Origin of the sequence: Aegicerativicinus sediminis (assembly GCF_015476115.1) — a bacterium.
In the GTDB taxonomy this organism is placed as follows: Bacteria; Bacteroidota; Bacteroidia; order Flavobacteriales; family Flavobacteriaceae; genus Aegicerativicinus; species Aegicerativicinus sediminis.
Map to the genome: position 1 here is coordinate 1044296 of NZ_CP064295.1, position 24174 is coordinate 1068469.

Annotated in this window: 24 protein-coding genes; 12 read left to right on the forward strand and 12 right to left on the reverse strand. The window is 36.0% G+C overall.

The annotated features are described in order from the left end of the window. Positions 1-51: 51 nt before the first annotated feature. The 4 genes from ISU00_RS04660 (at position 52) to ISU00_RS04675 (ending at position 6450) form a co-directional block, all read left to right on the forward strand. Positions 52-1137, forward strand: a complete 1086-nt coding sequence (locus tag ISU00_RS04660) for a hypothetical protein (RefSeq protein WP_228852879.1) — start codon at positions 52-54, stop codon at positions 1135-1137. A 33-nt stretch (positions 1138-1170) separates the two neighbouring features. Further along, positions 1171-3216, forward strand: coding sequence for an FG-GAP-like repeat-containing protein (locus ISU00_RS04665; protein WP_228852880.1), 2046 nt, complete (start codon positions 1171-1173; stop codon positions 3214-3216). 79 nt (positions 3217-3295) lie between these two features. Further along, entirely contained in the window at positions 3296-5461 is a 2166-nt protein-coding gene (locus ISU00_RS04670) for a prolyl oligopeptidase family serine peptidase (RefSeq protein WP_228852881.1), read from the forward strand. A gap of 50 nt (positions 5462-5511) precedes the next feature. Next, entirely contained in the window at positions 5512-6450 is a 939-nt protein-coding gene (locus tag ISU00_RS04675; protein WP_228852882.1) for an ABC transporter ATP-binding protein, read from the forward strand. Positions 6451-6457: 7 nt separating this feature from the next. On the opposite strand, the gene ISU00_RS04680 is transcribed toward ISU00_RS04675, so the two are convergent. From ISU00_RS04680 to pdxA, 7 genes are all read right to left on the reverse strand, one after another. Continuing rightward, positions 6458-7579 carry an NAD(P)/FAD-dependent oxidoreductase gene (locus ISU00_RS04680; protein ID WP_228852883.1) on the reverse strand — a complete coding sequence of 374 codons (1122 nt, stop codon included), beginning with the start codon at positions 7577-7579 and terminating at the stop codon, positions 6458-6460. A gap of 75 nt (positions 7580-7654) precedes the next feature. Then, positions 7655-9013: an acetyl-CoA carboxylase biotin carboxylase subunit gene (gene accC / locus ISU00_RS04685; RefSeq protein WP_228852884.1), complete on the reverse strand. Its 1359-nt coding sequence runs from the start codon at positions 9011-9013 to the stop codon at positions 7655-7657. A 67-nt stretch (positions 9014-9080) separates the two neighbouring features. Next, complete coding sequence (gene accB, locus ISU00_RS04690; protein WP_228852885.1) at positions 9081-9569, reverse strand: acetyl-CoA carboxylase biotin carboxyl carrier protein; 489 nt, start codon at positions 9567-9569, stop codon at positions 9081-9083. A 19-nt stretch (positions 9570-9588) separates the two neighbouring features. Continuing rightward, positions 9589-10590, reverse strand: a complete 1002-nt coding sequence (locus ISU00_RS04695) for a beta-ketoacyl-ACP synthase III (RefSeq protein ID WP_228852886.1) — start codon at positions 10588-10590, stop codon at positions 9589-9591. A 180-nt stretch (positions 10591-10770) separates the two neighbouring features. After that, positions 10771-10974: a 50S ribosomal protein L32 gene (gene rpmF / locus ISU00_RS04700; protein ID WP_228852887.1), complete on the reverse strand. Its 204-nt coding sequence runs from the start codon at positions 10972-10974 to the stop codon at positions 10771-10773. A gap of 6 nt (positions 10975-10980) precedes the next feature. Further along, entirely contained in the window at positions 10981-11517 is a 537-nt protein-coding gene (locus ISU00_RS04705) for a YceD family protein (RefSeq protein WP_228852888.1), read from the reverse strand. Between the two features lie 73 nt (positions 11518-11590). Further along, on the reverse strand, positions 11591-12637 hold the full coding sequence (gene pdxA / locus ISU00_RS04710) for a 4-hydroxythreonine-4-phosphate dehydrogenase PdxA (protein WP_228852889.1): 1047 nt from the start codon (positions 12635-12637) through the stop codon (positions 11591-11593). 55 nt (positions 12638-12692) lie between these two features. Between pdxA and ISU00_RS04715 the strand changes: the two genes are divergently transcribed. From ISU00_RS04715 to ISU00_RS04735, 5 genes are all read left to right on the forward strand, one after another. Continuing rightward, positions 12693-13283, forward strand: coding sequence for a riboflavin synthase (locus ISU00_RS04715; protein WP_228852890.1), 591 nt, complete (start codon positions 12693-12695; stop codon positions 13281-13283). 768 nt (positions 13284-14051) lie between these two features. Next, positions 14052-14447: a gamma-glutamylcyclotransferase family protein gene (locus ISU00_RS04720; RefSeq protein WP_228852891.1), complete on the forward strand. Its 396-nt coding sequence runs from the start codon at positions 14052-14054 to the stop codon at positions 14445-14447. A gap of 175 nt (positions 14448-14622) precedes the next feature. Further along, entirely contained in the window at positions 14623-14901 is a 279-nt protein-coding gene (locus ISU00_RS04725; protein WP_228852892.1) for a hypothetical protein, read from the forward strand. A 159-nt stretch (positions 14902-15060) separates the two neighbouring features. Beyond that, positions 15061-16476 carry an MBL fold metallo-hydrolase gene (locus tag ISU00_RS04730; RefSeq protein ID WP_228852893.1) on the forward strand — a complete coding sequence of 472 codons (1416 nt, stop codon included), beginning with the start codon at positions 15061-15063 and terminating at the stop codon, positions 16474-16476. Between the two features lie 187 nt (positions 16477-16663). Beyond that, positions 16664-17482: a DUF2490 domain-containing protein gene (locus ISU00_RS04735; protein WP_228852894.1), complete on the forward strand. Its 819-nt coding sequence runs from the start codon at positions 16664-16666 to the stop codon at positions 17480-17482. 4 nt (positions 17483-17486) lie between these two features. Here ISU00_RS04735 and ISU00_RS04740 read toward each other — a convergent pair whose 3' ends face one another. Both ISU00_RS04740 and ISU00_RS04745 read right to left on the reverse strand, forming a co-directional pair. Then, positions 17487-18152, reverse strand: a complete 666-nt coding sequence (locus ISU00_RS04740) for an HAD family hydrolase (protein ID WP_228852895.1) — start codon at positions 18150-18152, stop codon at positions 17487-17489. A gap of 14 nt (positions 18153-18166) precedes the next feature. Then, positions 18167-19705 (reverse strand): pyruvate kinase, encoded by a 1539-nt coding sequence (locus ISU00_RS04745; protein WP_228852896.1) that lies wholly within the window; start codon positions 19703-19705, stop codon positions 18167-18169. A gap of 232 nt (positions 19706-19937) precedes the next feature. On the opposite strand from ISU00_RS04745, the gene ISU00_RS04750 reads away from it, so the two are divergent. The 3 genes from ISU00_RS04750 (at position 19938) to ISU00_RS04760 (ending at position 21717) form a co-directional block, all read left to right on the forward strand. Continuing rightward, entirely contained in the window at positions 19938-20543 is a 606-nt protein-coding gene (locus tag ISU00_RS04750; protein WP_228852897.1) for an ester cyclase, read from the forward strand. A 76-nt stretch (positions 20544-20619) separates the two neighbouring features. Next, on the forward strand, positions 20620-20820 hold the full coding sequence (locus ISU00_RS04755) for a YgaP family membrane protein (protein WP_228852898.1): 201 nt from the start codon (positions 20620-20622) through the stop codon (positions 20818-20820). 72 nt (positions 20821-20892) lie between these two features. Continuing rightward, positions 20893-21717, forward strand: a complete 825-nt coding sequence (locus tag ISU00_RS04760; RefSeq protein WP_228852899.1) for a ThuA domain-containing protein — start codon at positions 20893-20895, stop codon at positions 21715-21717. Here ISU00_RS04760 and ISU00_RS04765 read toward each other — a convergent pair whose 3' ends face one another. The 3 genes from ISU00_RS04765 to ISU00_RS04775 are packed head-to-tail and all read right to left on the reverse strand — an operon-like array spanning position 21718 to position 24174. Further along, on the reverse strand, positions 21718-22053 hold the full coding sequence (locus ISU00_RS04765) for an L-rhamnose mutarotase (RefSeq protein WP_228852900.1): 336 nt from the start codon (positions 22051-22053) through the stop codon (positions 21718-21720). It abuts the gene before it with no gap. Next, positions 22050-23378 carry an L-fucose:H+ symporter permease gene (gene fucP, locus ISU00_RS04770; RefSeq protein WP_228852901.1) on the reverse strand — a complete coding sequence of 443 codons (1329 nt, stop codon included), beginning with the start codon at positions 23376-23378 and terminating at the stop codon, positions 22050-22052. The genes ISU00_RS04765 and fucP overlap by 4 nt, the downstream gene beginning before the upstream one ends. Before the next feature lie 4 nt (positions 23379-23382). Then, a complete protein-coding gene (locus ISU00_RS04775) occupies positions 23383-24174 on the reverse strand; it encodes an SDR family oxidoreductase (protein WP_228852902.1) in 792 nt (263 codons plus the stop codon).

Genomic DNA, 24174 nt, shown 5'->3' on the forward strand with positions numbered 1-24174 from the left:
TCATTTTTAAATCTTTTGAATTCGTATATTTAGACACCAAATTAAACGTAGATGTTGACCCGCCCCTACTTCTATGGATGCATGCTTATCATTGCCATGCTTTTCCAGTCTTGTCAAAAGGACGATGATGACTACGTACCAATAATTTCACCTGTTGTTTTTGACCTCGATCAGGTGCCATACGCAAATCTTTCGGAATACAATTTTTTTGAAGGAAACATGTCCGATTTAGATCCCGTTTATGGGGTTTTGGAATATGAACTTGTTTCACCTTTGTTTACAGATTATGCGAACAAAAAAAGGTTTGTTTGGATGCCTTCAGAAGTTAAGGCTTCATATGTATCTAACTCTGAAACTTTAGATTTTCCGGTTGGAAGTGTTTTAATTAAGAATTTTTATTATGACTCCTCACATGGTTTGAGTAGTAGAAAAATGATTGAGACCCGAATAATGATAATGAAATCTGAAGGTTGGGTTTTTGCTAATTACAAATGGTTAGATGATATGTCGGATGCTATTTTAGATCCAACAGGAAGTTTTGTGGAAATGAACATTACAGTGAATGCTGAAAATTATAATTTCAATTATAAAATTCCCTCAGAACCCGAATGCCTTACTTGTCATAAATCCATAGAGGACAAACCAGCTGTGATAGGTGTAAAACCACAGAATCTGAATAAAATGTTTAGCTATCAAAGCTCTGGGACAAAAAACCAATTACAGGAATGGATAGATATGGGGTATTTAGAAAATAACATACCAAGTAATTTAAGTACGGTAGTTGATTGGACTGATAATAGCAAAAGTTTGGACGAACGCGTACGCTCTTATTTAAACATAAATTGTGCCCATTGCCATTCAGAATTTGGACATTGTTCATACAGACCAATGAGGTTTGATTATAAGGACACAACAGATCCTGCAAATTTGGGAATATGTGTTGAAGCCCATGAGGATGTTGAAGACCTAATGTATATTATTAAACCGGGCGATGCTGAAAATTCTATTCTTCCTTATAGGTTAAAAACATCTGACCAAAGTGTTAAAATGCCCTTATTGGGTGTTAGATTGAAACACAATGAGGCAATAGATTTGATTGAACAATGGATTAATTCTTTAGACCCCCTCTGTCAATAGCCTATGAAATTAAATTTCTACTTTTCCCTTTTTATGTATTCATTATCAATTGTCGGATTTGCCCAAAGTTTCGATAATTGTACGGCTGCAAGTAATGCCACAGCTATTACTCCTGGAAACTTTACTATTAATGCAATTAATGGTAATGACCTTCCCAGTACAGTCTGTGATGGAGTGAATTCAGGCGCCATAACTGCAGTTGAATGGTTAAAATATACTCCGACACAAGACCATACCGTTGTAATATCTTCAGATTTAAATGTAAATGGAGATAAAGACACAAGGGTAAACATTTATACTGGGTCATGTGGTTCGCTGACCTGTCTGGTGGGTGATGACGATTCGGGAGCTTATGAGGGAACTAATGGTATGTCGTTGCTTTCTTATATTGAATTTAATGTTACCTCTGGCACAACTTATTATATTGTATGGAACAACTTTTGGTCATCCAATGGATTTGACTTTGCGCTTACGGAATATCCTGTAAAAACTCCGTCAGACCGGTCTTCTGCAGTAACTTTTTCTCAAACCAACGCTGATATTTTAGGCGCTTATGACAGGGGCCTTTTCGATATAAATGGGGATCATTTAGATGATTGGGTCTCTATAGACCCAACACGGATTAACATTAATCTTCAAAATGCAAATGGCACTTATACAAAGGTTACAAAAACTACAACCCTTGCAGATTATGAGCCTGCCTGGAGTATGGCTGCCGGGGATTTTAATGCTGATGGATATGCGGATTTGATCTATGGCGGTAGCGATGGTGCTACTTTTATGAAATCCAATCAAACAGGTAATTCAGGTTTTAGTTCTGTGGAATACATTGAGATTTCTGGCCCTGAAGATGTTTTTTGCCAACGTACCAATTTTGTTGATATCGACAATGATGGTTCCTTGGATGGATTTGCTTGTTATGATTTGGGACCAAGTGTAACTTATTATAATGATGGTTCTGGAAATTTAACTTTTAGTAATTCAAATGGTTTGGGCGGCTATGTAAGTGGGGGTAATTACGGTTCCATTTTTATTGATGTTGATAACGATGGAGATGTCGATATGTTTATGTCCAAGTGTTCGGGAGGAGTTCTTATTCAAAGGAAAACCAACGAGCTCTATATAAATAATGGGGATGGAACATATACTGAAATGGCAGTTTCTGCTGGATTAGCAGACATTATCCAAGCATGGTCAGCTGCTTGGGGTGATTTCGACAATGATGGTGACTTGGATGTTGTTATAGGTTCATATGAAAGAAATGACCATCAAGTAATGCGCAATAATGGGGATTTAACCTTTACAGATGTTACTCCGGGTTCAGGCATTGGGATTGGCGACAGGGGTAAAGAAATATTAGCAGGAGACTTTAACAATGATGGATACCTTGACGTACTTATGCGTAATTCATTGCTTTATGGAAATGGTGATCTTACATTTACCAAAGAAACGACTGTGGCGGATGGCGCAATTGGTGATGCGAACAATGATGGCTTCTTAGACATTTTTGACAATTTCCTTTACATCAATAATGGTAACAGTAATAATTATTTAAAGGTTGTTGCCATAGGCGATCAAGCCGGTGGTTTTAGTAATATTAATGGTATTGGCGCAAGAGTTGAAATAAAATCAACACTTGGAACTCAAATTAGGGATATTGTTAGTGGGGTAGGATTTACATATATGAGTTCGTTAACTGCTCATTTTGGTATTAAATCAGATACATCAATAGAATATGTTAAGGTTTATTGGCCTTCTGGAGTTGTTGATACAATAAACTCTCCAAATATTAATCAAACATTGGTAATTACTGAAGGTCAAACTTTGAGCACAATTGAAAAAGAATCAAATTCAATCTCTCTCTACCCTAATCCTACAAGAGATAAGGTCTATCTAAAATCAAATACCGTCAACCTGCAAAATGCAACATTTTCTATTTATGACATAACTGGAAAAACTATAGCTAATGGTCACTTACGTAGTGGTGAAATAGAATTTTCAAACTTTAGTTCTGGACATTATATCTTAAAAATAACTGAGGGCAATCTCACAAAACATTGGAAAATCCTAAAACAATAACGGAATTACGTTAAGGAAAATTTAAGGATTAATAATTTTAAAGACTTATTCCTTAATTTCGCGCATCAAACTAAAAATTATGAAAGGCTTATATTTTTCACTTGCAATTCTTTTTCTATTTATGTCATGTAAAAATGATTCTGAAAATCCTTCAGAGGAAACAACAGCACTAAATTATCCAATAACCAAAAAAGTTGATACGGTAGATACCTATTTTGGAGAAAAGGTCCCCGATCCATATCGTTGGTTAGAGGATGACCGAAGCGAGGAGACTGCTGAATGGGTCAAAGAAGAGAATAAGGTAACTTTCGACTATTTAAGTCAGATTCCTTACAGGGAAGATTTAAAAAACAAATTAAGTGACCTTTGGAATTATGAAAAGTTATCCTCCCCTTTTACTGAAGGTAACTACATCTATTTTGCAAAGAATGATGGTTTACAAAACCAATATGTCTATTACCGCAAAAAGGGTGAAAATGGTGAAGAGCAAGTTTTTCTAGATCCAAATAAATTTTCTGAAGATGGAACGATTTCCCTTTCCACAATGAGCTTCACGGAGGATGGTAGCCTTTTAGCTTATGCAATTTCTGAAGGAGGTAGCGATTGGCGTAAAGTGATTGTTTTAGACACTGAGACTTTGGAGCAAATCGGCGATACTTTGAAGGATATAAAATTTTCTGGTGTTTCTTGGTATAAAAACGATGGATTCTACTATTCTAGTTACGATAAACCAAAAGGTAGTGAATTATCTGCCAAAACTGACCAGCACAAGGTTTACTACCACAAACTTGGAACCCCTCAATCTGAAGATGAGCTAATATTTGGCGGAACTCCTGAACAAAAACACAGATATTTAGGAGCACGAGTAACCAAGGACAATAAATATTTAATTATATCAGCCAGTATTTCAACATCTGGCAACAAACTATTTATTAAAGATTTGTCTAGCCCTAATTCAAAATGGGTAGCTATAATTGGCACTGATGAATCTGATACAAACGTTATAGATAATGTTGGTTCTAAACTTTATCTTATTACAGATAAGGATGCTCCAAACAGAAGGCTTGTAACAGTTGATGCAACTAATCCAACTCCTGAAAATTGGGTCGATGTTATTCCAGAAACTGAATTTGTTTTAAATCCTTCTACTGGTGGCGGATATCTTTTTGCTGAATATATGGAGGATGCCGTTTCTAAAGTATTGCAATATGATTATGATGGAAAACTGGTAAGAGAAGTTGAGTTGCCTGGAATTGGTAATGCAGGTGGTTTCGGCGGGAAAAAAGAGGATACCATAGATTATTACTCATTTACAAATTATTATACCCCAGCGAGCATCTATAAATTTGATTACAAAACAGGTACTTCAGAATTATATTGGACACCACAAATTCAATTTGACAGCAACGATTTTGAAAGTAAGCAGGTATTTTATAACTCTAAAGATGGAACTAAGGTTCCGATGATTATAACCTACAAAAAAGGGTTAGAATTGGATGGAAAGAACCCTACCATCCTTTATGGTTATGGTGGATTTAACGTTTCTCAATATCCATCCTTTAGTATAACTAACGCATTGTGGTTACAAGAAGGTGGTGTTTATGCAGTTGCTAATCTTAGAGGAGGTGGAGAGTATGGTAAAACTTGGCATGATGCAGGAACCAAAATGCAAAAGCAAAATGTATTTGATGATTTTATTGCTGCCGCTGAATATTTAATCGACAATAATTATACATCTAAAAAATATTTAGCAATTAGAGGTGGCTCAAACGGAGGCCTTCTAGTTGGTGCAACTATGACTCAACGGCCTGATTTAATGCAAGTGGCTTTGCCAGCAGTTGGGGTAATGGACATGCTTAGGTATCATACATTTACTGCTGGGGCTGGCTGGGCCTACGATTATGGAACTTCTGAAGACAATAAAGAAATGTTCAGTTATTTAAAAGGGTATTCTCCCGTTCATAATGTAAAGCCAGGCGTTGAATATCCTGCGACCTTAGTAACCACTGGAGATCATGACGATAGGGTAGTTCCTGCACACAGTTTTAAATTTGCTGCAGAATTACAAGAAAAACAAGCTGGAAGTAATCCAGTTTTAATTCGAATTGAAACGGATGCTGGTCACGGTGCTGGTACTCCGGTAAGTAAAACTATCGAACAATATGCAGATATTTTTGCCTTCACACTATATAACATGGGATATAAAGTTCTGCCGAGTAAAACCAAAGAAAATATTAAAGGATAAGTTTTAAAAATCGCTTGAAATTCAAGCGATTTTTTATTTATGTTCATTAAATGCTTAAAGTCAATAACCTTAATTTTGGATATAGTGAAGTTCCCATTTTAAAAAGTATTGAATTTCAAGTACCCGAAGGAAAGCATTTTTCTATCATAGGAAGAAGCGGCTCCGGGAAAAGTACTATCCTAAAGGCGATTTTTGGCAATTTCGATTTAAAAGGTGGATCTATATATTGGAAGGATACACTAATCCTAGGTCCTGCTTTTAATTTGGTTGTTGGATATCCATTTATGAAATACGTTGCCCAAGAATTCGACTTGATGCCTTATGCTAATGTTGAAGAAACAATCGGCAAATTCCTTTCAAATTTCTATCCTGACAAAAAAAAGAAGCGAGTTGATGAATTGATGGATTTAATAGAACTTACTCCTTGGGCTAAAACAAAGGTAAGTCGTTTAAGTGGCGGTCAGAAACAACGGGTGTATTTGGCTCAATCAATTGCCAATCTCCCTGAAATAATTCTGTTAGATGAACCTTTTAGCCACATCGATAATTTTAAAAAACAGGAATTACGTAGAAGAATATTTTCTTATTTAAAACGCAATAATGTAACATGCATAGTTGCTACTCACGACAAAGAAGATATTTTAGGTTATACAGATGAAATAATGGTTATTGAGGAGGGTGAAACGATTCAAATGGATAAAGCTGAAAAGTTGTTTTCGAATCCAAAAAATGGATTGGTTGCCTCATTTTTTGGCGAATACAATCTGTTTTACTCACATGAATTAGATGGTTCGAAAGAATCTGAAGTTATCTTATATAGCCATCAATTACGTATTGAATCCGAAGGTAAGTTCGAAGGTGAAGTTCTAAACTCATATTATAAGGGTACTTATTATTTAATAGAACTCCTTTTTAATAAAAGGTCAATATTAATCGATCATTCTATTCCCTTGGAAAGAGGCCTTAAAGTAAAGTTCAATATAGGTTAGAATATACCTACAGGGTAAGATTAGCCAAAGATTTACCAATTGTACTTCCTATAGCTACACCCATTCCTGAAAGTCGAATACCACAATAAACATTCTCAGAAATTTGCTTGACAATTGGATATTTTCGAGGACCTACCCCCATTATTCCACTCCAACGATGACAAACTTCATAATTATTGTCTGGAAGGATCACAGTGTCTAAAAGCTCCTCCAATCTATTTTGAATGATATCAGATATCCCAAATTCTGAAGTGGTTTCGCCTTCAAAATCTAAATTCCTAGCTCCACCAAATAAGACTCGATTTCCCACATTCCTGAAATAATAGTAACCCTGGTCTATGTGGAAGGTGCCTTTTATTTTTAATCCAGGTATGGGCTCCGTTATCAATACTTGTGCTCTTGCAGGTACAACATTCTCTTTTATAATTGTACTACTAAACCCATTAGTAGCGAATAGGAGTTTTGCTGTCTTAAACTGAAAATCACCCAAATCAACAACCACATGATTCATTGCTTCTTCAAAGGCTATTATTTTGGTATTGTTCAAAATTCTTATGCCATTTGAATGGGCCTTCCTCAATAAGTTAAACATCATCAAGCCCGTATCTATTTGCCCTTCATACTTATTATAAATAAGTTTTTCCTCGATTCCATGAAACCCATAAAGGTTTTCTTTTAGACTAAATGGAGAAGTGGGTAAGATAGAATTTAGTAAATCATTTAAATACGGTATTTTATCGAGACAGTTTTTATAATTATCATCATCGGAAAGAAACAATTCGTATCCTCCAAACTCTTGGTAACCGATACCTTTATCCCCTAATAATTGCCTAAGTTGTATTAATCCATCAATACGCATCTTTAAAACCTCAAGAACCTCATTTTCAGTGGAATTTTTAAGATCCTCAATTAATTCACTAACACTTCCAAAGCATGCAAATCCCGCATTCTTAGTGCTGGCTCCTTGGGGTAAGAGCCCTTTTTCTATAATCAAAATCGATGCATTTGGATAGTTATGTTTCAACTGCAAAGCACAATTTAGCCCTACAATACCACTTCCAATTATTGTAAAATCAACATTTTGAAACCAATGTTTCAATTCCCAATAGGAAAAATTAGATTTCCGCATCTCATTTGTTAAAGGATAAAATTAAAAAAACCCGAAGGTTTATCCTCGGGTTTAATTTTATATCAGTTTAATAACTTAATTTTCTTCCTCTTCAACAGGTTTCATCTTAAAAGTTTCCATGAATTTGGTAGTATAATTGCCTGCCAAATACTGAGGGTCTTCCATGAGTTGACGATGGAAAGGAATGGTTGTCTTTATTCCTTCAATTACGAATTCGTCTAAGGCTCGCTTCATTTTATTAACCGCTTCTTCCCTTGTTTGGGCCGTGGTAATTAATTTGGCTATCATAGAATCATAATTTGGAGGAATTGTATAACCTGCATAGACATGCGTATCCAATCTCACACCATGGCCTCCTGGAGCATGAAGTGTTGTAATCTTTCCTGGAGAAGGTCTGAAATCATTAAATGGATCTTCAGCATTTATCCTACACTCCACAGAATGCAAGTTTGGAGTATAATTTCTGCCAGAAATTGGAACACCTGCAGCGACCAAAATCTGTTCTCTAATTAAGTCAAAGTCTATTACTTGCTCTGTAATCGGATGTTCTACCTGGATCCTTGTATTCATTTCCATGAAATAGAAATTACGGTCCTTATCCACCAAAAATTCAATAGTACCCGCCCCTTCATATTTAATAAATTCAGCAGCTTTAACCGCAGCCTCGCCCATTTTATTTCTAAGTTCTTTAGTCATAAATGGTGAAGGCACTTCTTCGGTAAGTTTTTGGTGACGTCTTTGAATGGAACAATCTCGTTCGGATAAGTGACAAGCACGACCAGTAGAATCACCAACAATCTGAATTTCGATATGTCTCGGCTCTTCAATAAGCTTTTCCATGTACATATCGTTATTCCCGAAGGCAGCTTTAGATTCTTGTCTAGCAGATTCCCAAGCATTTTTAAGATTTTCCTTTTTCCAAACGGCCCTCATACCTTTACCACCTCCACCTGCAGAAGCCTTAAGCATTACTGGGTAACCGATTTCATCAGCTAACTTTTCACATTGCTCATAACTTTCAATAATACCTTCACTACCTGGAACACAAGGAACACCAGCGGCCTTCATTGTAGCTTTGGCTGATGCCTTGTCCCCCATCTGTTCAATCATGGTTGGCGAGGCACCGATAAATTTAATTTCGTGCTCCTCACAAATTTTTGAGAATTTAGCGTTCTCAGAAAGAAATCCGTATCCTGGATGAATAGCATCAGCATTGGTAATCTCGGCTGCCGCAATGATATTCGACATTTTTAAGTATGACTCCGAACTAGGAGGAGGTCCAATACAAACCGCTTCATCAGCAAATTTAACGTGGAGACTTTCCGCATCTGCTGTAGAATAAACTGCAACAGTTTTAATCCCCATTTCCTTACAAGTCCTGATAACACGTAAGGCTATTTCTCCCCTATTGGCTATAAGTATTTTTTTAAACATGTGTATTTTTTTAACTTAAAGTTTGCCCGGCTGGCTTAATAAGAATACAACCTGTTCCTTCTTAAACTTATGAAGGATCTACAAGAAATAAGGGCTGATCGAATTCTACTGGGGACGAATCGTCCACTAAAATTTTTACAATTTTTCCAGAAACCTCAGATTCAATTTCATTGAATAATTTCATTGCCTCTATAACACAAAGTACATCACCTTCAGAAATTGTGCTCCCAACCTCAACAAACACAGGTTTGTCTGGAGATGGTTTTCTATAAAATGTACCTATTATAGGAGACTTAATTGTGATGTATTTAGACTCTTCAGAAGTAACAGGTTTAGTTGGCTGAGGAGTTTCTGCAATAGGAGCTGGAGAAACTGGAGCTTGTGGCGCAGGGGCCGGTTGACCCATTGGGATTTGTTGAACAATAGTACGAACATCATCCTTGTCATCAGATCCAGTTTTAATGGTAATCTTGAAATCACCTGTTTCAAGTTTGACCTCGCTAGCACCAGATTTAGCAACAAACTTGATCAAATTCTGAATTTCCTTAATATCCATATGTTGTTAGTTTTATTAGTTATTCTTTGGAAGTGTAGGCCCAAGTTAAATAAATTGAACCCCAAGTAAAGCCGCCGCCAAAAGCAGCGAATATTAATTTATCCCCTTTCTTAAGTTGGTCTTCATAGTCAGCCAATAATAGAGGAAGGGTTGCCGAAGTTGTATTTCCGTATTTATAGATATTCACCATAACCTTTGAAGGATCTAAATCTATCCTATTGGCAGTGGCATCAATAATTCTTTGATTCGCCTGATGAGGAACAAGCCAATTGATATCTTCATTGGTAAGATTATTTCGCCTCATAATACGTTCAGAAACATCTGCCATGTTAAATACAGCATTCTTGAAAACAGTTTTACCATCTTGGAAAACATAATGTCTACCTTCTTTTATGGCTTCAACTGTAGATGGATAGGAAGATCCGCCATAGGTCGCTTGTAAAAACTCACGGCCAGAACCATCGCTTCTTAGGATTTCATCCTGTACACCATAACCTTCTTGATCAGGCTCGAACAATACCGCCCCAGCGCCATCACCAAAGATGATGCAGGTTGCACGATCTTCATAATTAATCATAGAGGAATTCTTATCCGCCCCTATTAATAAAACCTTTGTGTATTTGCCAGACTCAATGTACCTAGCGGCCACTGACATGCCATAGAGAAAACTAGAACAAGCAGCCTCTAAATCGAAGGCGAACGCATTGGTTGCTCCTATTTCAGATGCTGTAAAAGCCGCTGTTGCTGCGGCTTTCATATCTGGAGTGGCTGTCGCCACAATCACTAATTCTATTTCTTCAGGATTAAGACCCGATTTATCAATCAGGTTTTTGGCAGCATTAATGGCTAAAAATGAAGTCCCTTTCCCTTCTTCTTTTAAAATCCTTCTTTCTTTAATTCCGGTACGGGTAGTAATCCATTCATCGTTGGTTTCAACCATTGTTTCGAGAATCTGGTTGGTTAGAACATAGTCAGGTACATATGAACCAACCGCGGTAATCGCTGCTGAAATCTTACTCATTATAGATTAATTGAGTTTTTTAAGGGAAACATCAAACTGATCAAAAAAACAGTAATAATCTGATGAAAATACCAATTTTTGATTAGAATTTGCGCAAATTAAGCCGATTTTAAGACTTTTTGAAGTATTTCATAAAAAAAACGCCCCCTATGGAGCGCTTTCTCTATGCAAGCATAATACTTATGCTAAATTTTCAGCTTTTTCTGAGTTGTCAATCAAAACCTGACCTCTGTAGTACAATTTTCCTTCAAACCAATGTGCTCTATGGAAAAGATGTGGTTCTCCAGTGGTAGGGCATGTTGCAATCTGAGGAGCTACAGCTTTATAATGTGTTCTGCGCTTATCTCTTCTGGTTTTAGAGGTTTTTCTCTTAGGATGTGCCATTATACTCTATTTATCCGTTAATAATTTTTTCAAAGTATCCCATCTAGGGTCAGTCTCCTCTGTTCCTTTATTCTTATTTTCAGAAGGACTTAATTCTTTTAGTTTTTCCAAAATTTCAGATTTTAATGTTCCATCTTTAACCCCTGGGTGTATACATTTAGCAGGAACTGCCAATACAATCATTTCATAAATGTATTGGGCAACATTAATTTCAAACTCATTATGGGGTACAACTAAAATTTCTTCATTGTCGTCATTGTAGACATCCCCAAATTTTACAATAAGTTTAAAATTTCCTGATATAGGTTGATCAAAAGGTTCATTTGTTAAATGACAATTGACATTTACATAACCTGAACATTTAAAATCCACCTCAAGCATATTTGCCTTTTTCTCAAATTCTAAATCTACCGCTACATTGGATTCATTAAAATCTTGATAATCAAAATTTTGAAAGAACGTATTATCTATTTTAAAATCAAAATGATGCGTTCCAATTTTTAATCCAACGAACGGAATCGTATACTCCTTCAAAGACTTCATCCTCACATCAATTTTGAGCCTGCAAATATAGGAATAATTTTCTTTTGAAATCCACTAAATTCGAAAAAATACTTTATGCTTTTTTTGTAGCCTTTTTTAGGGGATTTTTCGAGTACTTCAAATACTGTTTTCTATTTCTATAAATTTCAATCGCTTTAAACACAGCCTCTTTAAATGAACCCTCATCCGCCATATTTTTGCCAGCAATCTCGAAAGCCGTACCATGATCAGGTGAGGTTCTTATTTTCGAAAGCCCTGCAGTAAAATTTACACCCTTTCCAAAAGAAAGCGTTTTAAATGGAATTAAACCTTGATCATGGTATGTGGCAATAATAGCATCAAAGTTTTTATAATTCCCCGATCCGAAAAAGCTGTCCGCAGAGTATGGGCCATAAACTAAATAGCCCTCCTCCTTTAATTCATTCAAACAAGGCCGAAGGATGTCATCATCCTCCTTGCCGATAACTCCATGGTCTCCGGCGTGTGGATTTATACTAAGAACCGCAATTACTGGTTTTTCAATACAAAAGTCCTGTTTAAGAGTCTCAACAATGGTTTGCACCTTATCTGCAATTAAATCCTTAGTAATCTTTTCACTCACATCCTTAACAGGCACATGATCGGTCAACAGACCCACACGAAGTTTATCAGCTACCATAAGCATTAAACTTTTACCTTGTAATTCTTGAGCTAAGTAATCGGTATGTCCCGGGAAGAAAAATTCCTTAGATTGAACGGTAGATTTGTTAATTGGAGCTGTTACAAGTACATCAATATGATTTTCTTTTAGAGCCTTTACTGCTTCCTTTAAAGACTTTACAGCATAACTGCCAATTTTTGGATCTTCTTCCCCAAACCGGATTTCAATATTTTCCTTCCATGCAGGAAAAACATTGATTTTGTTGTCTATAATTTGATCATATTGATGAGCTCCGTGAAATTGAATCTCGCTTTCCAACATTTTTTTGGCTTGACTCATTACTTGGTTTGAAGCGAAAATTACAGGAGTACAAAAGTCCAACATTCGACTATCCTCAAATGTCTTAATGATAATTTCAGACCCAATTCCATTTAAGTCCCCCACCGAAATTCCTACCTTTATTTTATCTGACTTTTTCATTCAATTTCCTACTAATTCATACTTTTAACCCACAAATGTAATTAAATTAAAAACCATGTTTACAGGAATTGTTGAGGATGTTGGAGTTGTTAGTGCCGTCTTAAAAGAAAAGGGCAATTTAAATCTCACCATTAAAAGCAAATTGTCTCCTGAATTAAAAATAGATCAGAGCCTTGCCCATGATGGAATTTGTCTCACAGTTACCTCGTGTAACAATGAATTTTATACAGTAACTGCTATTGAAGAAACAATTTTAAAGACATCAATTGGTGAATGGAAAACGGGTAAAAAGGTGAATTTGGAGCGCGCCATGATATTAGGCAGTCGTTTGGATGGCCATATAGTCCAAGGACACGTTGATCAAACAGGTCTTTGCACATCCATTAAAGAAAGGGATGGTAGTTGGTATTTTACATTTAGTTACGACGTAGGTCTCAATAATTATACCATTGAAAAAGGTTCGATAACAATCAATGGAGTAAGCTTAACTGTAGTGGATTCAGAAAAAGGGAAATTGAGTGTTGCTATAATACCATATACTTTTCAACATACCAATTTTAGTGAAATTTCAATTGGGGATAAAGTAAATTTAGAATTTGATGTGATTGGGAAATATGTTCGTAGGTTAAATGAATTAGGTCTTTAAACGTTTAAGTTTAATTGATATACCTAAAAACAATCCGACCGACCCAAAAATAATTGCAAACCATATATTATCAATGAAAAGTCCTGGTGGTGGTGGGGGTCCACAAGGTGTCGTAGGGCAAGGAAATGGAGGATTTTGTGGGAAAAAATTTCCAACATAAGCTGTGGTTATGACAATGGTCAATAGAAAGTTCCTTTTTAAATTCATTTTGGGCAACTAGAATTTAATGGTCGCTAAAATATAAATTTTCTTTAAATTAATCCATGAAATGCACTTTTTATCGATAAAATGCATTTTTACTGTTTACGAGGGGATGTTATCATAAAGTTCAAATATAGGGGTTTCCAACAAAAATAAATTCGGTTATCTGTTTTAAATTAAGCTTATCCTTCTGAATTTGTGCGAATTGACTTATCATTGGAATTTCTGAACATTAGTGGGTTTAATGTTCATCTCAAATCATGTAAATGAATGCAACCAAAAGCATTAGTCTGATTATACAATATATTGATTATTAATTTTTTAGGCTCTAAAAATTTGAAATATATTCCCCTTTAAACATTTTTAATTACATTTTCCTTATTCCACAAAGTTCCAATCAATAATAAAACTAATCCAAAGCTATCCAAAATCTTAACCTCATTTTGCCCCATTAAATTTAATTAGGTCTAATTTCACTTCATAGAGCCTATAAATATTTAAGTTGACCTGAAAGTGCAGATTTACCGTATTTTCATTTTTTGTTAATTAGCATATACATTGCAAACTATGGAATATCTATTTGTCTATGGCACACTTAGGAGCCATTTCAATAACGACATGGCCAAATTTCTACGCGCACATGCCAAATTTATTTCAAATGCAGTAACTAATGGAAGTCTTTATCTTATTGGTTGGTTCCCCGGTTTTATACCTTGTGCGTTAGAGAACCATAAAGTAATTGGTGAGGTTTATGCTTTTACTAAAGAATCAGAAGCATTTAAAACCCTAGACTCTTATGAGGGTTACGACCCAAATTTAAATACAGGTGAATTCCTAAGAACAAAAACAAAAGTTTTTTTAAGCAACGGTAAATCCAAAAACTGTTGGGTTTACGTATATAATTCAAAGGTTGATCAGAAATCTAAAATCATTTCTGGAGATTTCCTTAAACATAATATTTAGCCTCATTCTCTTAACAAATTTTAACTAAGCTAGCAGTGAAAAAAGAGTTTTTGAGCACAAATTACCGCTAATTTGGATGTATTTTTGTTTAATATTTATGGAAATAATCTCCACAAGTTTCTTGGATACCTTTTTGCCCCCAGCAACTATTCAAAAAATATTATTTAATTAACATATGGATCAATTGCCCTTACTATGGGTGTCTGGCGCCCTCATCGCCGGAATCGTAGGTTCCTTTCACAAAATCGGATTTTGGAAAGCCTTTTTCGCCGCATTGCTCCTAAGCTTTCCTATTGGAATTGTAATTACAATGACATACAAACCAAAGGAAATTTCGGAGGATGGAATTGAAGAAAATCATTATTCAGACGACACTTCACCATTAGGTGAATCACTTGAAGTTGATAAGCCTATATTGGCCACTTCAGAACTTCAAAGAATGGAACAAATTTAGTTAGTACGTTGTTATTTTAATCTAGGGAGCCTATATATAATGTATAGGCTTTTTTATTTCCATATAAAGAAGTTTAACAAAACGGGATTTGTGTAACAAAAGTCACAATTTTTCTATTTGGAGTAGGTTAAATTTGGACATTATTAATTTCTAAGTCTTATGAAAGTAGAACAAATTTATACCGGATGTTTAGCCCATGCTGCTTATTACATAGAAAGCAAGGGAGAAGCTGCAGTTTTTGACCCGCTTAGAGAAGTACACCCATATATTGAAAGGGCAGAGAAAGATGATGCCAAAATAAAATATGTTTTTGAAACCCATTTCCATGCCGATTTTGTAAGTGGCCATCTCGACCTTAGAAAAAAAACAGGAGCCAAAATTGTTTTCGGTCCAAATGCAAAACCAAGTTACGAAGCCACCATCGCAGAGGATGGACAAATATTTGAAATTGGTGAATATAAGATAAAAGTGATACATACACCTGGCCATACCATGGAAAGCACTACTTATCTTTTAATTGATGAAAATGGGAAGGAACATGGAATTATCACGGGAGATACACTATTTATTGGCGATGTAGGAAGGCCAGATTTAGCCCAGCACGTAGTGTCAGACTTAACTGAGGAGAAACTTGCCGCTACTTTATATGATTCTCTCCGCAATAAAATAATGCCATTATCGGATGACTTAATAGTATATCCCAACCATGGCGCGGGATCTGCCTGCGGCAAGAAAATGAGCACTGAAACCACCGATACTTTAGGTAATCAGAAAAAAACAAATTATGCCTTAAGGCCAGACATGACTAAGGAAGAATTTGTAAAAGAATTATTGGAAGGCCTTACCGCTCCTCCTGGATATTTCCCTCAAAACGTACTAATGAATATCCAAGGTTATGAGAGCTTCGATACTATTTTGAAAAAGGGTATACACGCCTTAACACCACAAGAGTTTGAAATTGCTGCCAACGAAACAAACGCACTTGTCTTAGATACCAGAAATGATGATTTATTTGCATTAGGGTTTATCCCGAACAGCATAAATATTGGTTTAGAAAACAATTTTGCTCCCTGGGTAGGTGAAATGGTTCCTGATGTTAAACAGCCTATTCTGCTTGTAACTGATCCTGGCAGAGAAGAAGAGTCTATTACTAGGTTGGCAAGAGTTGGCTACGACAATACTTTGGGGTATCTAGAAGGTGGAATTGAAAATTGGAAAAAATCTGGAAGGGAAATAGATACTGTCAATAGGATAACCCCTGAAGAATTGGAATACAGATTTAAGAATGAGGACATCATGTTATTTGATGTTAGAAAATATAGTGAGTTCCATTCGGAACATGTGTTGGGAGCTGAAAATATTCCATTGAATCAGATCAATCAATATCTATCCATTTTCCCAAAAGATCGTCCCTTTATTTTACACTGCCAAGGCGGCTATAGAAGTATGATTGCAGCTTCTATTTTAAAACAAAGGGGATGGGACAATTTTGTGGACGTTGAAGGAGGATTCGACGAAATTAAGAATACATCCATACATGTAACGGAATATATATGCCCAACAACACTGTTATAATTTGTGAAATAATTTTTTAAACATAGTTAATTAGGATAAAGTTAGATTAGGTTGGTTTATACTTCGTTAGATGTATAAATTGGATTGGAAAAAGAGGGTGAATTCACCCTCTTTTTTTCATTGACTTTTGTCACAAATTAACTTTTTCACTCAAAATACCTTTGTTCTTTCTTCAAAGGATTTCAAAATGAAAGCTCCAAAAAACACAAAATTCAGCATCTCTGAACACTTTCAACGTTTCTTTAGATACGAAAAAAACTACAACAATCTTAGGAACCATGCCTATGGTTCTCTCCTTGTTCTTATCTTGAGCCTCTCGAATACCTCCCTGGCTCAGGAACAAACAATCAGCTCCTTTAGCTCATGGAATACTATTACTTTCACTGGGAAACTCAATAGCCATTGGACGGTTGCTGGGGAATTAAACTTAAGGCGTACGGAATTCTCTTCGGAATGGCAACAAATAGTTGCACGACCATATTTTGATTTCAAATTACTTGAAGGATTGGTAGGCACTTTTGGATTTAGTTATGTCAGAAACTTTCATTGCTCAGAATACAGTGTGCCCATTGATGCTACAGAAAATAACCTTTGGCAACAAATGCTTTGGACGCATAAACTACCCAAATCCTCACTCAGCCATCGATTACGTTTTGAAGAACGATTTATAGATAAAATAATTAATACAAATGGCGATCTAAGTTTTCAAGGCACCAAATATGTAAGTAGAATTAGGTATAGGGCGACATTATATATTCCCCTGAAGAAGTTCAAAAATAAACAGTCGCTAACATTTGTGGCCTATGACGAATTATTCTTCACTTTCGAAGATGGAAAACTACCGGAAACTTTAGAACAAAACTGGGTGTTCGCAGGTTTAAGCTATAAATTGAATGATCGATGCAGCCTAAAAAGTGGGTACAACTACACTCACAATGAATCAAGGAATAATTTAGTGCTTGACAACCATATTTGGTCAACATTTTTAAACTACCAATTGTTTTAAACAATTATTTATAAACTAAGCAGGAATCGCTGAAATCCTTTATAAAACCATAAACATTTGGTAGATGCCCAAATTCATTAACCTGGTGCGTGGTAGTAACCACTACTGTTTTTGCTCCAGAATTTAAGGCCGCCGTTGCACCAATTACCGAATCTTCAAAAATCAAGCAATCTGTTGGTTTCACCTCCAGTTCTTCCATAATTTTCACATAAATTTCTGGATCTGGTTTTCCTCTTTTTACATCTGTCGAGTCCTTTATCACTTTAAATAAAGATCTAATGTTAAGGTTATCTAGGACAAAATCGATATTCTCAGGAGGTGCTGCGGAGCCTATGGCTATAGGCATTTGATTTAAATTTAGGTAGTCTAAATAAACCGACAATCCATCCAAAAGTGCTAAGGAGTCCTTATAGATTTCCCTATACCTAGCTTCCTTATCAAAGGCATGAAATTTTCGTTCCTCTGGTGTAAAACGATTTCCGAATAAGCGCTCCATAATCTCCTCATTTATCCCATGAATCTGTTCCATAACCTCTTCAATTGTAAAATGAAGGCCTAATTCTTTTAATTTTTTTTGCCATGCTCGGTGGTGTACCATCATATTGTCGATCATGGTTCCATCCATATCAAAAATTACCGCTTTATAGGTGAGTGACCTTAAGTTTAACATGGTAGTGAAAAAAATTATATTTCTAATTGAGGTAGGGAACCAAACAACGACTCCGTTGATCTCTTTGCAATATTCAAGGCTCTAAGTGAATTCTTCTTTTTAAACATATGTGGTTCCATTCGATTTAAAATATCGGAAAGGGTCTTAATTGCCTCATTGATGTAAGGTCCTTTATTCAACATGATACATTCAGCATGCGCACCCATAGAGGCATCGCTGATTTCCGCTCTGGTCGGAATACCAGTCTTAGCCAAATTATTAAGCACTTGGGTTGCCCAAATAACAGGAATATGTGCCGCCTCACAGATCCATAAGATCTGGTTTTGAACTTCAGAAATACGTTCAAATCCAATTTCTGCAGCTAGGTCTCCTCGTGCAATCATAACACCAATTCTAGGATGTTTCATACCTTCCAACAATATTTCGGGTAAATGCTCGAATGATTCCTTGTTCTCAATTTTAAATACAACGCCTATATCTTTAGCATTGTATTCCTCTAAACGCTCATATAAATAGGCAACATCTGATGGAGTCCTCACAAAGGAATAACCTACAATATCAGCGTATTGGCAAACGAAAGGAAGATTTGAAACATCATCTGCAGTAAGCGCAGGTAGATTTAATTGGGTATTCGGCAAGTTGATGCCTTTTTGTGATGAAATTTTAGATTTATAGGTTGCTGTTATCTCCAATTCAACATCTGTATCATTTCTACCAACAACTTTAGATTTTATCATTCCATCATCGAAAAGAACCTCGTCACCTATTTTTAAATCGTTAATAATCAAGGGGAGCAAGACCTCAATTTCAGCCTTTTCTAACTGAACATTATCTTCTGAAAACTTGGAACGTTTTCCTAAAGTTTTCCGTTTAGTTAAGATTATATGCTCCCCCTGTCTTATCCGGATAGAATTTTTAATTCCACCTTTCTTTTTCTTGATGGCAATTTCTGAAGTCCTAATTTTTGGACCTGCTAAATCCATATAGATTTTTATATCTAATCGGTTTTCTTGATTTATCTTCTTTACAAAATGGACCATCTTAGCCCAATCCTCCTTTCGGCCATGCCCCAAGTTGATCCTTGCTATACCCATTCCGTTCTCGGCCATTTGTAAAATGATCCGTTTGTCTATTGCAGCCTCATCTGGGAGGGTAACCATAATTTCTGCAGAACGCTTTTTTTGAGACCTGTCGAATAATCGACGCGTATTTCGTTTTATGCGTTTTTTACTCCGTTTATAACCAACAATTTCAACAGCGGGTTCACTTTTAGTTTCCAGACCTTGTATTAACTTTAAATTCTTAACCACATGGTAAAGATTGCTGTAAACATAACCTTCCGAAGTACGTAATGAGGAGACTCCTAATTCTGATAATTCGTCATGATATTTCCGGAAATCGAAACATCGTAGAATTAAATATCGCATCAGGTTTTTAGCACTCAGTCTATATTTGTCATGAACCCGGCTCGCATAATCATCAATTTTATTCTCTTCCTTTTCGATTATTTCAAGGATATTGCTAAGCTCATTATATAGCTGGACTATTTTCATTTTATTTATTACTTAAAAACAAAACCTCCCGCTTTTTGGGCGAGAGGCTAGGCTTATTTTGTGCCTATTACGAAAAAAGTTCTTCAATTTAATCTAATTAATTGAACGGAACAAATATCTAACCCCTAAACCTTACAAAAAACTTAATTCTATAAATTATTATCTTTAATCTCTCCACTTCAGAAATTTAATTACAATAGCCTTTTAATTTGAAAACCCAAAACCATTTGAAATGAAGCATACAACCTTACTTTTGCTAGCCACCCTCATATACTGTCCCTTTATGAGTTCATTCGCATCAAATTTTCAATTTCATAAAAGTGATTCAACAAAACAGGCCATAGAAGAATTGAATAAAAAATTAGCATTAGATTTTTATCATGATTTATGGACGACCGACAATACCGATAATTACAAAAAGTACCTGGCCGATGAATATGTAGCACATGATATTGGGGACCGTAAAAATGTTCTAGAACCTGCAATTGAGCAAAAAATAGTGGCCGACAGGTTTTGGGATAACGGAAAGATGGATTTTCAACTTGATTATCAAATTGCAGAGGGAGATCTTGTAGCCACACGTTGGACATGGAATTATAAACCAGAAACATTGATGGGGAAATTTATGTTTGGAGAAACATCAATTCCAATAATCAATGTTTTCCGTATTAAGGACAACAAAATTGTCGAGCTATGGAACCATAGACATGATATAGATACTGGCATGACCAAAATCTTCACTTTAAAAGGTCTGGCCATGGGACTATTAATTGCTCTATTACCAACTATTATAGTCTTTCGTCAACGAAAAACAATTAAACGTCTAAGACGTGGATAAAATGATTATTATCACATAATCTTTCACTTTAATCCACTAATTTTAAGTTTACTAAACATTTTAAATATTCCTCTTTATGAAAAAGAATATGGGTACTACCGACAAAGCCATCAGATTGATAGTGGCTGCAATCATTTTAATCCTTTATATCAACGGATCTATTAGTGGTGTTTTAGGCATTGTTTTGCTCGTATTGGCGATCGTTTTCGCAATTACAAGTTTTATAAGCTTTTGCCCACTTTATAAACCATTCGGTATTAATACGAATAAAAAGTAAACCGTCTTTTAAGGATTTTAAAAAGAATTTTTTACGATTGGTATTTCCTCAAATTGGATTAACTTGTGTTTTATGAAATCGAGGAGACATTTTTTAGGGAAATCATTGTTAATAGGGGCTGGACTCTTAACCAGTAGGCTATGGGCTAATACCAAACATATATCATTCGGCTCTTCCCCCTTGCCAGAACTTAGAGGCAAAAAAGTTGTTTTCCTTTATGGAGGATGGGAAGGACATGAACCTGAAAAATTTAGGGATTATTTAGTACCATGGATGAAGGAAGAAGGGGCATCGGTTGAGGTTTTTGACACCTTAGAACCCTATACAAATGAAAGTTTGATGAAATCAGTAGACCTTGTGGTTCAAATTTTTACAATGTCAAGCATTACTCCAGAACAAGAAAAAGGTCTATTACAAGCAATAAAAAAGGGTGTAGGTTTTGCCGGTTGGCATGGCGGTATGTGTGATGCATTCAGAAATAATCCTGAATATCAATTTATGACCGGCGGACAGTGGGTTTCACACCCAGGAGGGGTAATTGATTACTCGGTACAAATAGTAGACCATACGGATAATGTAACTACTGGATTAAAAGACTTCAAAATGAAGAGTGAACAGTACTACATGCACATAGACCCCAATGTAAAAGTTCTGGCTACTACCACCTTTAATAATGAACATGCCTTTTGGATAGATGGCTGTACAATTCCTGTAGCATGGAAAAAAATGTATGGGAATGGAAGAGTGTTTTTTACGTCACTAGGACATAATCTAGACCATATTACTACAGTACCAGAGGCTATTGAAATTTTAAAGCGTGGAATTCATTGGGCAGGTGCCAGCAAATACCTTCCAAAGGAAGAATGGATAGATGCTGTTTACAAGCCAATAATTTAATTATAATTTGAAAATATGCTTCATCTCCACCCATTTTTCACCCTCTTTGGCCTGGGGTAATGACTGTTGAAATTTCCACATTAACTGTTCCCATTTTTGGACAATAGGGTTTTCTGAATCTATGTGAGCCTTTAGATCTGGACTGAAATCTTCTCCAACTTCCATTATCATAAATAACCGATTGAATACCTGATAAATTTCCATATCCACAACCCCGGCCACACGAATACTTTCCTTAATTTCTAGCCAAACATTTTGGTGATGGTGGATATATTCCTGGATTAACTTAGGGTCCTCTTTTAAATCGCACGCATAGCAAATTCTTTTAGTTTTCATACCATGCCAGATTTATGTTTATTGGACACCTTATATCCATAAATTCCGACCACAATAAAACACAATAAGGGGAGAGAAAACGAAAAATTAACTTCGGGGACACCTAGAATAAGTGTATCTGTGTAACCAACACCACCTATATCTAATATAAGGCCCTGTAGTGTTGGCATAAGGGCCCCACCAACAATAGCCATAACCAAAAATGCGGCGCCAAATTTGGCATCTTCTCCCTGTCCCTCCAACGCTATGCCATATATGGTTGGAAACATAATGGACATAAAAAATGAAATGGTAACCAAGGCAATTAGACCCGTCATTCCTGGTACAAAAATAGTTATGAGACAGCAAACTCCGGCTCCAATTGCAAAGGCCAGAAGTAATTTCCCTGAGTCTATAAATTTTAAAAGCCCTGTTCCGACCCAACGGCCAATAAGAAATACGACAAGCGCAGAAATTCCATAAGTTACTGCCGAAGTGTTGTCAATGCCAAAAGAATCTGCATACTGGTATAAATAGGTCCAACACATTATTTGTGCACCAACATAAAATGCCTGTGCAACTACACCGCCTAAAAACTTAGGGGATTTAAATAATCGCTTGATAGAGGGCAGAACATCTACTTTGCCCTCTTGTCGTTCATTTTTTGGCATTTTCATAAAAGCTATCACAACCAAAAAAATAAGAACAACCAATCCTAATAACACATAAGGATTTCTTATTACAGTTAAATCTTCGGCTCTAACTATAGCTTTTTGGGCCGCATTTAAACTGGCATAAAAAGAACTTCCGTCTGCATTTAGGTTGTCGGACTGAAGGGAGGCCAAAATAAACTTTTGCGCCACCAATAGACCTAAAAGAGCACCCATTGGATTAAATGCCTGTGCCAAATTCAACCGTTGGGTGGCTGTTTTTTCATCTCCCATAGATAAGATATACGGGTTTGCAGTTGTTTCCAAAAACGCGAGTCCGAATGTCAAGATATAAAGTGCTGCGAGGAAAAAGCCAAATTGTTCATAGGCTGCTGCAGGATAAAAAAGCAATGCGCCAACCGCATATAGTGCTAAACCTACCAATATGCCTTTTTTATACGAATATCGATTGACAAATAAGGCGGCAGGGAGGGCCATTGTAAAATAACCCCCATAAAAGGCAAACTGCACTAATGATGCTTGAAAATTATCCAATTCCAACACTTTTTTAAAGGCAGAGACCATAGGATTTGTAATGTCATTGGCAAAACCCCACAATGCAAACAGTGAGGTGATTAAAACGAAGGGAATTAGAATCTTTTTAGAAACTAATGGTGTTTTTGACGACTCTACCATAAATTTAATTTGATAATAACGCCCTGTCTAAATGAACATAACCACCGTCGACAAAAACAAACTGTCCGGTGGTGTGTGAAGATCGTTCTGAAATTAAAAACAAACAAGTATCGGCAATTTCTTGTGGACTAGTCATTCTATGATCTAAGGGGATAGACTTTTTTATTTTTTCAAGTTTCTCCTGTCCATCTTTTAAGGTTTCTATCCAATTTTCATAGGCTGGTGTATAACTTTCAGCTATAATTAAGGCATTAGACCTTATACCATACGAAATTAAATCCACCGCCCATTCTCTAGTAAGTCCTAAGACTCCACCCTTTGCCGCCGCATAACCAGATGTTCCTCCTTGCCCTGTAAGTGCCACTTTAGAGCCAATATTTAAAATATTGCCTTTACTTTGCTTGAGCATTGGCAACGCATATTTAACAATAGCATAAAAGCTTATAAGATTTAATTTAAGGGAATTAAGAAAATCCTCCATTTCCGATTCCAATGAAACTCCATCATTAACACCAACGTTGTTGATTATGGCATCAATTCTTTGATAGGCTTCCTTCACTTTAGAAATAGACTCCTTTATTTGTTCAGCATTTGTGAGGTCGGTTTGAAAAAATCGCGCATCAACCCCTAATTCTCGAAGTTGTTTTTCGTAGGTAAAACCACGTTCGTTTCTATCAATTAGTACAGGAATCGCTCCTTCCCTGGCTAATGCAAAAGCAATGGTATGACCGATGCTTCCTTCAATTCCGCATGAACCTGTTACTATTACTATTTTATCCTTTAAATGTAAATCCAT

Excerpts from the sequence above, each read along its gene's own strand:
- ISU00_RS04660 (WP_228852879.1), top strand. The coding sequence starts at position 52 with ATGTTGACCCGCCCCTACTTCTATGGATGCATGCTTATCATTGCCATG.
- ISU00_RS04665 (WP_228852880.1), top strand. The coding sequence starts at position 1,171 with ATGTATTCATTATCAATTGTCGGATTTGCCCAAAGTTTCGATAATTGT.
- ISU00_RS04670 (WP_228852881.1), top strand. The coding sequence starts at position 3,296 with ATGAAAGGCTTATATTTTTCACTTGCAATTCTTTTTCTATTTATGTCA.
- ISU00_RS04675 (WP_228852882.1), top strand. The coding sequence starts at position 5,512 with ATGCTTAAAGTCAATAACCTTAATTTTGGATATAGTGAAGTTCCCATT.
- ISU00_RS04680 (WP_228852883.1), bottom strand. The coding sequence starts at position 7,579 with ATGCGGAAATCTAATTTTTCCTATTGGGAATTGAAACATTGGTTTCAA.
- accC (WP_228852884.1), bottom strand. The coding sequence starts at position 9,013 with ATGTTTAAAAAAATACTTATAGCCAATAGGGGAGAAATAGCCTTACGT.
- accB (WP_228852885.1), bottom strand. The coding sequence starts at position 9,569 with ATGGATATTAAGGAAATTCAGAATTTGATCAAGTTTGTTGCTAAATCT.
- ISU00_RS04695 (WP_228852886.1), bottom strand. The coding sequence starts at position 10,590 with ATGAGTAAGATTTCAGCAGCGATTACCGCGGTTGGTTCATATGTACCT.
- rpmF (WP_228852887.1), bottom strand. The coding sequence starts at position 10,974 with ATGGCACATCCTAAGAGAAAAACCTCTAAAACCAGAAGAGATAAGCGC.
- ISU00_RS04705 (WP_228852888.1), bottom strand. The coding sequence starts at position 11,517 with ATGAAGTCTTTGAAGGAGTATACGATTCCGTTCGTTGGATTAAAAATT.
- pdxA (WP_228852889.1), bottom strand. The coding sequence starts at position 12,637 with ATGAAAAAGTCAGATAAAATAAAGGTAGGAATTTCGGTGGGGGACTTA.
- ISU00_RS04715 (WP_228852890.1), top strand. The coding sequence starts at position 12,693 with ATGTTTACAGGAATTGTTGAGGATGTTGGAGTTGTTAGTGCCGTCTTA.
- ISU00_RS04720 (WP_228852891.1), top strand. The coding sequence starts at position 14,052 with ATGGAATATCTATTTGTCTATGGCACACTTAGGAGCCATTTCAATAAC.
- ISU00_RS04725 (WP_228852892.1), top strand. The coding sequence starts at position 14,623 with ATGGATCAATTGCCCTTACTATGGGTGTCTGGCGCCCTCATCGCCGGA.
- ISU00_RS04730 (WP_228852893.1), top strand. The coding sequence starts at position 15,061 with ATGAAAGTAGAACAAATTTATACCGGATGTTTAGCCCATGCTGCTTAT.
- ISU00_RS04735 (WP_228852894.1), top strand. The coding sequence starts at position 16,664 with ATGAAAGCTCCAAAAAACACAAAATTCAGCATCTCTGAACACTTTCAA.
- ISU00_RS04740 (WP_228852895.1), bottom strand. The coding sequence starts at position 18,152 with ATGTTAAACTTAAGGTCACTCACCTATAAAGCGGTAATTTTTGATATG.
- ISU00_RS04745 (WP_228852896.1), bottom strand. The coding sequence starts at position 19,705 with ATGAAAATAGTCCAGCTATATAATGAGCTTAGCAATATCCTTGAAATA.
- ISU00_RS04750 (WP_228852897.1), top strand. The coding sequence starts at position 19,938 with ATGAAGCATACAACCTTACTTTTGCTAGCCACCCTCATATACTGTCCC.
- ISU00_RS04755 (WP_228852898.1), top strand. The coding sequence starts at position 20,620 with ATGAAAAAGAATATGGGTACTACCGACAAAGCCATCAGATTGATAGTG.
- ISU00_RS04760 (WP_228852899.1), top strand. The coding sequence starts at position 20,893 with ATGAAATCGAGGAGACATTTTTTAGGGAAATCATTGTTAATAGGGGCT.
- ISU00_RS04765 (WP_228852900.1), bottom strand. The coding sequence starts at position 22,053 with ATGAAAACTAAAAGAATTTGCTATGCGTGCGATTTAAAAGAGGACCCT.
- fucP (WP_228852901.1), bottom strand. The coding sequence starts at position 23,378 with ATGGTAGAGTCGTCAAAAACACCATTAGTTTCTAAAAAGATTCTAATT.
- ISU00_RS04775 (WP_228852902.1), bottom strand. The coding sequence starts at position 24,174 with ATGGATTTACATTTAAAGGATAAAATAGTAATAGTAACAGGTTCATGC.